The following is a 10,566-nucleotide window of genomic DNA, read 5'->3' as shown; positions in this document are numbered from 1 at the left end:
ATTGGCGCTGGACTAAACAAAGGCCCCCTTTTAGGGGGCTCACACAAAGCCACCTTCTTTAGAAGGTGGTAATTTACATCTGATGCTAAGTGCTAGCTCATCATGATAGCGATTACGGCTCCAGCAACTACTAGGCAGCCACCGATGCGTCGTAGCTGATTGTTGGGTTGTTCACTTAATTGAGCCACCATATTCCGCCAACCGTTAGGAGCAATCAGTGGCCCAATGCCTTCCACGATCAAGATGAGCCCAATCGCCAACCATATGGATTCAGACATAGCGCTTTCCAGTCGAATAGAGAAAGCTAAATACTATCAGTGATATGCTGATTTCAAAATGAACAAAGCGGCAAGATGACATTCTGGTAGCAACTCTGTGAACAAAAAATGACTGCAAGAAGCGTGATTCGGTGCTAGAATCCATTTTTAACTAGCAATCAGACTTGGAAAGATGGGAAATAACGTAGTCGTTCTAGGCACCCAATGGGGTGACGAAGGTAAAGGTAAAATCGTAGACCTTTTAACTGAAGATGCAAAATACGTGGTACGCTACCAAGGCGGTCACAACGCAGGTCACACTCTCGTAATTGACGGTGAAAAAACCGTTCTTCACTTAATTCCATCAGGTATCCTTCGCGATAACGTAAAATGTGTTATCGGTAACGGTGTTGTACTATCACCTGAAGCTCTACTTAAAGAAATGAAGCCTCTTGAAGAGCGCGGTATTCCAGTACGCGAGCGTCTTTTCATTTCTGAAGCATGTCCGCTAATTCTTCCTTACCACGTTGCAATGGACCAAGCTCGCGAAATCGCTCGCGGTAAAAAAGCTATCGGTACTACTGGTCGTGGTATCGGTCCAGCATACGAAGATAAAGTTGCTCGTCGCGGTCTACGCGTTGGCGACCTATTCGATATGGCGACTTTCGCAGAGAAGCTAAAAGAAGTCATGGAGTTCCATAACTTCCAACTAGTTAACTTCTACAAAGCGGAACCAGTAAGCTACGAAGAAGTACTTGAGCAAGCTAAAGGCTACGCTGAACTACTAACGTCAATGGTTATCGACGTAACTGACGAACTAGACGCAGCACGTAAGCGCGGCGACAAGATCATGTTCGAAGGTGCACAAGGTACACTACTTGATATCGACCACGGTACTTACCCGTACGTAACGTCTTCTAACACGACTGCTGGTGGTGTTGCTGCAGGTTCTGGTTTTGGTCCTCGTCACATCGGTTACATCTTGGGTATCGCAAAAGCGTACTGTACTCGCGTTGGTGCTGGTCCATTCCCGACTGAACTATACGACGGTTTAGATAAGCAAGATCCAATTGGTAAGCACTTAGGTGAAGTTGGCCACGAGTTCGGTGCGACAACTGGTCGTCTACGTCGTACAGGTTGGTTCGATGCTGTTGCTATGCGTCGTGCAATCCAAATCAACTCTGTATCTGGTTTCTGTCTAACTAAACTAGACGTACTAGATGGTCTAGAAGAGTTAAAAATCTGTACTGGTTACAAGATGGAAGATGGCTCTGTGCTAGAAGTTTCTCCGATGGCTGCTGAAGCATTCGAAAAAGCAACGCCAATCTACGAAACAATGCCTGGTTGGTCTGAGAACACATTTGGTGCTAAGTCACTAGATGCTCTACCACAAGCCGCTCTTAACTACATCAAGCGTATTGAAGAGCTAACTGGCGTTCCAGTAGACATCATCTCTACGGGTCCTGACCGTAACGAAACTATCATCAAAGTTCACCCATTCGAAGCTTAATTGATAGCCGTTAAAGATTGCAAAAGCCGACCTTCTGGTCGGCTTTTTTGTATCTGAACAAAAACAGCGTGACTCTCATATGGCAAGCTTTTGCCGCTGAGCCTAAATCAGAGGCAAAAATTGTCTAAAGCTTAGCTGTTTTTTGCCGATAAGGTTATCAAGCAGAGGAGATCCTTCACCGATCTTTGGTTTATTAGATACCTTAAGGGTACGTTTATGAAGTTACGAACAGTGGCTGCTTCACTGTTGTTGACCTTGGTTGCTACCACAGTGAAAGCTAATGTTGCTGATGTGGGGGCACCAGTTCCGATCTATACCGAAGCAGAGCTGATAAAGCTTATTGAGCAAAATAAGCACTTACAACGTGTGCGCGCTGATAACTGCCAGCTGGTGGAGGATATCGTAGCTCGTGCGACTCGAATTAACTTACCCGCTTATGAGTTTCTATACGGAGATATGTTGGCTTGGGGGGTGTGTGTCGAGCAAGATGTCGAACTGGGTCTTTACTACATCGAAAATGCAGCGCATCAGGGGTTACCAGCTGCACTAGAGCAGATTGGCCGATACTATTCGCGTGGCACTTTAGTACAGCAAGATAAAGAACGTGCAATTCCATATTTGCGAGAAGCTGCGTCAATGGGAAACCTAAACGCGCGTATTCATCTGGCCGAGTTGCTTTTACGTGATTATGGCAGTCCACTCGATTACGAAGATGCGTATCGTTGGTTATATAACTCTGTCACAGCAGATAAGCGGCAGCATAAGCGCATAACTGTATTGAGAAACGGCCTTGAACAGCGCATGCCACAAAACGTTATTGCTCGAGCTAAACGGCGAGACACCTTTTGGTAACGCTTCAATATTGCAAACAACTTCATACAACAAAGCCCACGTCACGTGGGCTTTGTTGTTTTCCCGATAGTTGGTAGCGCTTAAACCACTTTGTGTGGACCGAAGCATTCGTAATGGAATTGCTCTTCTGGTACGCCAAGTTCTAATAGCTGTTTCGCTACGTGCTGCATAAATCCTACAGGACCACAGAAGTATACCTGCACGTTATCTTGCTTTAATGCAGCTTCAATTTCATACAGATTGACAAAGCCCGTGAAGTGGAAGTCTTCACCTAGCTTGTCTTCTGCCGTTGGTTGGTTATACCAAACGAGCGCGTTCATATTTTCTTTTTCTGCAACGAGTTGGTTTACGTGTTGCTTGAAAGCATGCTGTTGGCCATTTTCGGTTGCATGAACCCAAGTTACAGGTGCTTGATGTGCTGAGAGACTTTCTAGCATTGACAGCGTTGGAGTAAGTCCCACACCAGCAGAAATTAGAACAACGGGTGTTTGTGGTTCGGCATCCATAAAGAAATCACCGGCAGGGGCTGCAAGCTGCACTTTTTCGCCAATGTTCAGGCTATCGTGCAGGTAGTTCGACACTTTTCCGCCTTCTTCACGTTTTACTGAGATACGGTAGGTGTTCTCTTGGACCGCAGAAGACAGGCTATATTGGCGAATTTCTTGGTTTTCTAACTGGTCACTGTTGATGTAGATGCCAAGGTATTGTCCCGGTTTATACGGCGCCACTTTTTGGCCATCGGTTGGCTTGAACACAAAGCTGCAAATGTGTTTGCTCTCAATCTTTTTATCGACTAATTCAAATTCGCGTAGACCGCGCCAGCCGCCTTCCAAAGCTTCATTTTGTTGGTAAATTTGTTCTTCGCGCTGAATAAATACATTCGCAAGTACGCCGTAAGCCTCAGCCCAAGCATCCAACACCTCTTGACCTGGATTAAAAAGCTCATCGATTGTTGCAAGTAAATGCTTACCAACGATTTGGTACTGATCTTCTGTGATCAAAAAGCTCGTGTGCTTATGCGCAATTTTCTCTACTGCGCCAAGCAGAGCTGGCAAATTTTCAATATTGGCAGCATAGGCACAGATAGCGTTGAATAATGCTTCACGCTGATCGCCGTTACGCTGGTTACTCATGTTAAAAATATCTTTCAACTCAGGGTTATGAGTAAACATACGCTCGTAAAAGTGCGCGGTCAGTTTTGGTCCTGTTTCGGCGATGAGTGGTGCGGTCGCTTTGACGATCTCGATAGTTTGATTGCTGAGCATAAGGGCTTCCTACTTTAAGTTGTATTTATAATGCATGTTTAAAGTTGTATCTCAAATGTATCTTTCGATCAAGAAAAGATTTACACTTTTATCGATAGCTCAAGTTTGGGGTTTTAGTATCACCAGCGGGTTATTGAGTCGCACTTTGGGAGAGAATATGCAGTTAACTAGTTTCACTGATTATGCGTTGAGAACCTTAATTTTCTTGGCTTCGTTGCCGGAAGATGAGTTAACCAGCATTACCGAAGTGACGGATTTATTTGGTGTGTCGCGCAACCATATGGTTAAAGTTATCAATCGGTTAGGACAGTTGGGTTATGTCCATACCGTGCGCGGAAAAAACGGTGGTATCCGGCTGATGAAGCCAGCATCTGAAATCACAGTCGGTGGTGTTGTGCGCGATTTAGAGCCGTTAGATTTAGTCAACTGTGGTGTGGATTTTTGCCATATTACCCCTGCTTGCCGCCTCAAAGATAAATTGGCGAAAGCAAAAAGTGCCTTTCTGGCGGAGTTGGATGATTGCACGATTGAATCCTTGCTCAGTGACAATTCTGAACTTTTGATCTTGCTGGCTCGTCCTTAACTCATTTGCATGCCTAGAGTCGATCTCGATCATTCTTTTTTCAAAGCAATTCTGTAGCTTATCGAGAGACTCAGATATACTAGCCATATACCTTCCTTGCTAGATAGGCGTGCCTATGTCAGACAATATTCCAAACGATCCTTTTGCAGATCGTGAATCCAAAAATTACGAAAATCCAATTCCAAGCCGAGAGTTTATCATCGAGTTTCTAGAGCAAGCGGGCGTTCCAATGAATCGTAACGACTTGTTTGAGGCACTAAAGCTTGAGGGCGAAGAGCAATACGAAGGGTTGCGTCGTCGGCTACGTGCGATGGAGCGAGATGGCCAACTGGTGTTTACCCGCCGTCAGTGCTATGCATTGCCTGAAAAACTTGAAATGGTGAAAGGTTACGTGATTGGTCATCGTGATGGCCATGGTTGGGTACGTCCAGAAGGCAGCGTCGGCAAGGATGATGATATTCTGTTACCGCACCATCAGATGAAGAACATCATCCACGGTGATTTTGTCTTAGTGCAACCGACAGACAACAGCAAGCGCGGCCGCCGTGAAGGACGTTTGGTGCGTGTGCTAGAGGAGCGTAATGATCAAATCGTCGGTCGTTTCTTCCTTGAATATGGATACTCCTATGTTGTCCCAGATGACTCGCGTATCAGCCAAGATATCCTGATCCCAAATGAGCACAAAGCGGGTGCACGCATGGGTAACGTAGTCGTAATTGAAATTACTGATCGTGGCTCACGCTCACGCGGCATGATGGGTAAAGTGGTTGAAGTCCTTGGTGAAAATATGGCACCAGGTATGGAAACACAAATTGCGATTCGTACACACCAAATCCCTCACGAATGGCCAGAAGCCGTCGATAAACAAATCGAAAACTTGGGCGAAGAAGTACCAGAAGAAGCCAAAGTTGGTCGTGTGGATCTACGTGATTTGCCACTAGTGACCATTGACGGCGAAGACGCACGAGACTTTGATGATGCCGTTTACTGTGAAAAGAACAAAGAAGGTGGTTGGCGTTTATGGGTAGCGATTGCTGACGTCAGTTACTACGTTCGTCCTGACTCTGCGTTGGACAAAGAAGCGATCAATCGTGGTAACTCAGTATATTTCCCGTCGCAAGTTGTGCCGATGTTGCCAGAAGTACTATCGAACGGCCTATGTTCGCTTAACCCGCAAGTAGATCGCTTGTGTATGGTGTGCGAAATGACCATTTCCGATACAGGTAAGCTGTCTGGTTACAAGCATTACGAGGCGGTGATGAACTCGCACGCTCGTCTCACATATAGCAAAGTGAGCGCGATTCTAGAAGGGGATGAAGAACTACGTGAGCGCTACCAGCCGCTTGTTTCTCATCTAGAAGAGTTGCACAAGATGTACAAAGTGCTGAAAGAAGCACGAGATCAACGCGGTGCAATCGAATTTGAAACCGTTGAAACCAAATTTATTTTCAATGCGGAACGTAAAATCGAAAGTATTGAGCCAGTAATTCGTAATGACGCGCATAAGATCATCGAAGAATGTATGATTTTAGCCAACATTGCTTCGGCATCGCTGGTAGAAAAAGCGAAAGAGCCCGCGCTTTATCGTATCCACGAATCTCCAGGTGAATTACGCCTGCAAGGTTTCCGTGACTTCTTAAGTGAACTTGGTCTTGAGCTAAAAGGTGGTTTAGAGCCTTCACCAACGGACTATGCTGATCTCGCACGTCAAATCTCCGGGCGTCAAGATCAAGAGTTGATTCAGACCATGCTGCTACGCTCAATGAAGCAAGCGGTATACAACGCAGATAACGCGGGGCACTTTGGGTTGGCATTGAAACGCTATGCGCACTTTACGTCGCCAATTCGTCGTTACCCTGACTTGTTACTTCACCGTGCAATCAAGTATCTGATTGCTAAAGAAGAAGGTCGTAATCAAGATCGCTGGACACCAACAGGTGGCTATCATTACTCGTTTGACGACATGGATTTTTACGGCGAACAATGTTCGATGACAGAGCGCCGTGCTGATGATGCAACACGTGATGTTGCGGATTGGCTGAAGTGTGAATATATGCAAGACCACGTCGGTGACGAACTAGACGGTGTTATTGCTAATGTCACTAGCTTTGGCTTCTTTGTACGTTTAACGGATTTGCACATCGATGGTTTGGTACATATTTCTACCCTTGCGAACGACTACTATCAATTTGACCCGATTGGTCAACGACTTATTGGTGAAAGTTTCGGTAACATCTACCGCTTAGGTGATGCAGTAAAAGTAAAAGTACTGGCTGTTAACCTCGATGATAAGCAAATTGACTTTGAATTGGTCGAAACAAGTCGTAAGCTACGCGGCGAAGGTAAGACTGCGAAGAAACGCGCAGCGGAAGCAAAACGCAAAGCGAAAGATAAAAAACGCGCTGCGACTCGCTCTTCATCGAAAGAAGGTGGCGCGGCTCGTGCAGTTCCTGCGATAGAGCCAACTAAACGCCCAGAAGAAACGGGTGCAACGAGTAAGCGTAATGGCCCAAAACGTGGTGACGCCGAAGGCAACGAGAAGCCTAAAGTGAAAAAAGCACGTAAAAAGAAGCCGCACAGTAAGCCGAAGAAAACCAAGCGCACTAAAAAAGAAGCGCAGTAGGTTGAAGCGCCAACTTAGTTCAAACTCGGTTGGCGCAGGCAATACGACCAGAACAACAGGTTAAACAATGAGTAACGAATTTATCTACGGCATTCACGCAGTGAAGGCGGTATTGGAGCGCGAACCAGAGCGTTTTATCGAGGCGTACGTTTTAAAAGGTCGTCAAGATGATCGCCTAATGCCAATCCTAAATGATCTTCAGGTTTGTGGTGTTTCTATTCAGCAGATGACACGTAAAACCTTGGATGACAAAGCGCGCGGTGCAAATCACCAAGGCATCATCGCTCGTGTGAAACCAGCGAAGCTGCTGAATGAGAACGATATAGATGACATCCTGGCGCAGCACGAATCACCACTGCTATTAGTGTTAGACGGCGTGACCGATCCACACAATCTTGGTGCGTGTTTACGTAACGCAGATGCGGCAGGTGCTGCGGCGATCATCGTACCGAAAGATCGTTCTGCACCGATGAACGCAACCGTAAGCAAAGTGGCTTGTGGTGCAGCTGAAGTCGTGCCATTGATCCGAGTGACTAACTTGGCTCGTACTATGCGTACACTGCAAGAGCAAGGTATCTGGTTTGTTGGTACGGCGGGCGAAGCAACGCACGACATCTACCAAGCAAAACTGACTGGGCCCCTTGCTATCGTAATGGGGGCAGAAGGTGATGGTATGCGTCGTCTGACTCGTGAAACCTGCGACGATTTGATTAAGATCCCAATGGCTGGTAGCGTTTCAAGCTTGAACGTATCTGTAGCATCCGGCATCTGTTTGTTTGAGGCAGTTCGTCAGCGTATTGCTGCAAAGTAACGACGAAACAAACAGTTACTGTAGAATCAGACATAATGATAAAAACAAAGGATGGGGTGCCATCCTTTGTCGTTTTCACCGATTTATAAATAAAAATCCTCAGGGAAGTTATGACTCAACAAGACATTAAATTCATCGCCTTCGATCTAGATGGTACTTTGCTTGATAGCGTGCCAGATCTAGCTGTCGCGGCAGACCAAGCAGTACAGGCGCTTGGCTTTCCATCGGTTTCAGAAGAACAAGTTCGTGATTACGTGGGTAACGGTGCAGACGTGCTTATTGGTCGCTCATTAAGCCAAAGCCTGACCATCAACCCGGAGCTGAGTGAAGAGCTTCGTGCTAAAGCGCGTGTATTGTTTGATGATTACTACGAGCAAAGCGGTCACAAGTTAAGTCATCTTTACCCAACGGTAAAAGAGACACTAGCAGAGCTGCACAAAGCGGGCTTTGTTATGGCGTTGGTGACTAACAAACCTTCAAAGTTTGTGCCTGACGTTTTGGAAAAGCACGACATCGCAAAATACTTCGTTGATGTCCTTGGCGGTGATGCATTCTCAGAGAAAAAACCAAACCCAGTAGCATTGAACTGGTTGATGGAAAAGCACCAAATCCAACCAAGTGAAATGCTGATGGTTGGCGACTCGAAAAACGACATTCTCGCAGCAAAGAATGCAGGCTGTGCCTCATTTGGTCTGACATATGGTTACAACCACGGTGAACCTATTTCAGCATCAAATCCAGATTTCGTCGCTGACAGTTTGGCAGAATTATTGGACGTTGTAGCGGTTTCTGCATAACGGCTACAAAAGAGCTTCCAAAATACTCGTTAATGAGTACACTGAGTAAACCGTGCACCTATTACTGCACGGTTTTTTTCATTTAATTAGATTAAGAAGTCAAAGGAATCATTCTAATGAGCAAACCCATTGTATTGAGTGGTGTTCAACCTTCAGGTGAACTAAGTATCGGTAACTACTTGGGTGCTCTACGTCAATGGCAGCAGATGCAAGACGATTATGATTGCCAATATTGTGTGGTAGACCTTCACGCGATTACGGTTCGTCAGGACCCTAAAGCGCTGCATGAAGCAACTCTAGACGCACTGGCAATTTGTCTGGCAGTTGGTGTTGACCCGAAGAAGAGCACGCTATTTGTTCAGTCACATGTACCAGAGCATGCTCAATTAGGTTGGCTTCTTAACTGCTACACTCAAATGGGTGAGCTGAGCCGTATGACTCAGTTTAAAGACAAATCGGCACGTTACGCGAATGACGTAAACGTTGGTCTATTTGACTACCCGGTGTTGATGGCGGCTGACATTTTGCTTTACGGTGCACACCAAGTACCTGTAGGCAGTGACCAGAAGCAACATCTAGAATTAGCGCGCGATATCGCAACGCGTTTCAACAATATTTACTCGCCAGAGCAGCCAATCTTCCAAGTTCCAGAGCCTTACATTCCGACAGTAAATGCGCGTGTAATGAGCCTTCAAGACGCAACGAAGAAGATGTCTAAATCTGATGACAACCGTAAGAACGTTATCACGCTGCTGGAAGAGCCTAAGTCGATCCTTAAGAAGATCAACAAAGCGCAAACCGATACCGAAACGCCACCAAGTATCCGTCATGATATCGAGAACAAGGCGGGCATTGCTAACCTAATGGGTCTGTACTCCGCGGCGACAGGCATGAGCTTCGAAGAGATTGAAGCGAAGTACCAAGGCGTAGAAATGTATGGCCCATTTAAGAAAGATGTTGGTGAGGCAGTTGTAGCAATGCTTGAGCCAATTCAAGCAGAATATCACCGTATTCGCGCTGATCGTGCTTACATGGACGAGGTAATGCAGCAAGGCGCTGAGAAAGCCTCGGCACGAGCGGCTGAAACGCTTAAGAAAGCATACGAAGCAGTAGGTTTTGTAGCTCGCCCATAGTTGCTAAGAACGAATACGAAAAAGCTCCACTTTGGTGGAGCTTTTTTTATGCCTGTATTACTGAAATGGTGTGTCTTTCATACAGCGTTCCATGTCGTAATATTCAACACGTCCTCGAGCCCCTAGAAAGGCAGACTTCACAATCATGCCTCTATCAATGAAGTAACTAAGCTGTACGCATGATATATCGTAGCTGAGTTCTTTAATTCTCGCTGGAATCCAGTAGGTTCCTGGCGTTCTTAGACACTGAGTAAAGGTAATAACACCCTCGTCACTGACTTCTAGCTCTTCAATACCATCCAGTTCATTTTTGGCTGATTCGATGATGTCTTGATTCGCCGTAGGTTGAAGTGGCTCACTGGCGGTCAACTGACACCCCGCTATCAAGCCAAGTAGGGAGAGAGCTAGCACACTGCGTTGAATTTTTTCATTTGTCGTTCCTGGGTTTACAGCTAATGAGATCTTATTGTCTCGCGCAGGTGTTATATCTTTTGTGTATGTTTTTGGCTAGTGAGTAATGAAAAGTTATTGAATAAATCATGAAAACTTTGAAGTATGAGGGGCCTGTATAAGAGAAAACGAAGCGAGTAATAGATTCTTGGGCTTGAACAGTGATACAAGTGAAAATTAAAGCATTCTAAATTAGTGACTAATTATATTTTTTATTTTTCAGCCCTAAACCACCTACTTCAGTAGGTGGTTATCATCCGTTTCGGCTTTGCCTGTAAAACTACT

10 protein-coding genes are annotated in these 10,566 nt (G+C 45.7%); 7 read left to right on the top strand and 3 right to left on the bottom strand.

The genetic code is table 11. The annotated features are described in order from the left end of the window. Positions 1-92: 92 nt before the first annotated feature. The gene (locus R7Q46_RS24210) at positions 93-278 is read right to left on the bottom strand and encodes a DUF2065 domain-containing protein (protein WP_154204985.1); all 186 of its coding nucleotides are present in this window, start codon (positions 276-278) and stop codon (positions 93-95) included. A 172-nt stretch (positions 279-450) separates the two neighbouring features. Between R7Q46_RS24210 and R7Q46_RS24205 the strand changes: the two genes are divergently transcribed. Both R7Q46_RS24205 and motX read left to right on the top strand, forming a co-directional pair. Further along, the gene (locus tag R7Q46_RS24205) at positions 451-1,767 is read left to right on the top strand and encodes an adenylosuccinate synthase (protein WP_005387946.1); all 1,317 of its coding nucleotides are present in this window, start codon (positions 451-453) and stop codon (positions 1,765-1,767) included. A gap of 216 nt (positions 1,768-1,983) precedes the next feature. Beyond that, complete coding sequence (gene motX, locus R7Q46_RS24200) at positions 1,984-2,619, top strand: flagellar protein MotX (protein WP_005381388.1); 636 nt, start codon at positions 1,984-1,986, stop codon at positions 2,617-2,619. A gap of 80 nt (positions 2,620-2,699) precedes the next feature. Here the strand turns inward: motX and hmpA are convergent, their stop codons facing one another. Beyond that, positions 2,700-3,884 carry an NO-inducible flavohemoprotein gene (gene hmpA / locus R7Q46_RS24195; protein ID WP_065274928.1) on the bottom strand — a complete coding sequence of 395 codons (1,185 nt, stop codon included), beginning with the start codon at positions 3,882-3,884 and terminating at the stop codon, positions 2,700-2,702. Positions 3,885-4,041: 157 nt separating this feature from the next. Between hmpA and nsrR the strand changes: the two genes are divergently transcribed. From nsrR to trpS, 5 genes are all read left to right on the top strand, one after another. Next, complete coding sequence (gene nsrR / locus R7Q46_RS24190; RefSeq protein WP_005381392.1) at positions 4,042-4,467, top strand: nitric oxide-sensing transcriptional repressor NsrR; 426 nt, start codon at positions 4,042-4,044, stop codon at positions 4,465-4,467. 115 nt (positions 4,468-4,582) lie between these two features. Beyond that, on the top strand, positions 4,583-7,090 hold the full coding sequence (gene rnr / locus R7Q46_RS24185; RefSeq protein ID WP_017821742.1) for a ribonuclease R: 2,508 nt from the start codon (positions 4,583-4,585) through the stop codon (positions 7,088-7,090). Positions 7,091-7,157: 67 nt separating this feature from the next. Further along, a complete protein-coding gene (rlmB, locus tag R7Q46_RS24180) occupies positions 7,158-7,901 on the top strand; it encodes a 23S rRNA (guanosine(2251)-2'-O)-methyltransferase RlmB (protein ID WP_213871901.1) in 744 nt (247 codons plus the stop codon). A 110-nt stretch (positions 7,902-8,011) separates the two neighbouring features. After that, positions 8,012-8,698: a phosphoglycolate phosphatase gene (locus tag R7Q46_RS24175; RefSeq protein WP_213871900.1), complete on the top strand. Its 687-nt coding sequence runs from the start codon at positions 8,012-8,014 to the stop codon at positions 8,696-8,698. 116 nt (positions 8,699-8,814) lie between these two features. Continuing rightward, positions 8,815-9,831, top strand: coding sequence for a tryptophan--tRNA ligase (gene trpS, locus R7Q46_RS24170; protein ID WP_005381398.1), 1,017 nt, complete (start codon positions 8,815-8,817; stop codon positions 9,829-9,831). 57 nt (positions 9,832-9,888) lie between these two features. Here the strand turns inward: trpS and R7Q46_RS24165 are convergent, their stop codons facing one another. After that, the gene (locus R7Q46_RS24165; protein ID WP_307851070.1) at positions 9,889-10,242 is read right to left on the bottom strand and encodes a hypothetical protein; all 354 of its coding nucleotides are present in this window, start codon (positions 10,240-10,242) and stop codon (positions 9,889-9,891) included. Between the last annotated feature and the right edge of the window lie 324 nt (positions 10,243-10,566).

This window comes from Vibrio sp. 811, from assembly GCF_033339195.1.
This window is presented reverse-complemented; position numbering and strand designations above follow the sequence as displayed.

Bases quoted from the DNA above. Each gene is read 5' to 3' on its own strand.
- R7Q46_RS24210 (WP_154204985.1), bottom strand. From the start codon at position 278: ATGTCTGAATCCATATGGTTGGCGATTGGGCTCATCTTGATCGTGGAA.
- R7Q46_RS24205 (WP_005387946.1), top strand. From the start codon at position 451: ATGGGAAATAACGTAGTCGTTCTAGGCACCCAATGGGGTGACGAAGGT.
- motX (WP_005381388.1), top strand. From the start codon at position 1,984: ATGAAGTTACGAACAGTGGCTGCTTCACTGTTGTTGACCTTGGTTGCT.
- hmpA (WP_065274928.1), bottom strand. From the start codon at position 3,884: ATGCTCAGCAATCAAACTATCGAGATCGTCAAAGCGACCGCACCACTC.
- nsrR (WP_005381392.1), top strand. From the start codon at position 4,042: ATGCAGTTAACTAGTTTCACTGATTATGCGTTGAGAACCTTAATTTTC.
- rnr (WP_017821742.1), top strand. From the start codon at position 4,583: ATGTCAGACAATATTCCAAACGATCCTTTTGCAGATCGTGAATCCAAA.
- rlmB (WP_213871901.1), top strand. From the start codon at position 7,158: ATGAGTAACGAATTTATCTACGGCATTCACGCAGTGAAGGCGGTATTG.
- R7Q46_RS24175 (WP_213871900.1), top strand. From the start codon at position 8,012: ATGACTCAACAAGACATTAAATTCATCGCCTTCGATCTAGATGGTACT.
- trpS (WP_005381398.1), top strand. From the start codon at position 8,815: ATGAGCAAACCCATTGTATTGAGTGGTGTTCAACCTTCAGGTGAACTA.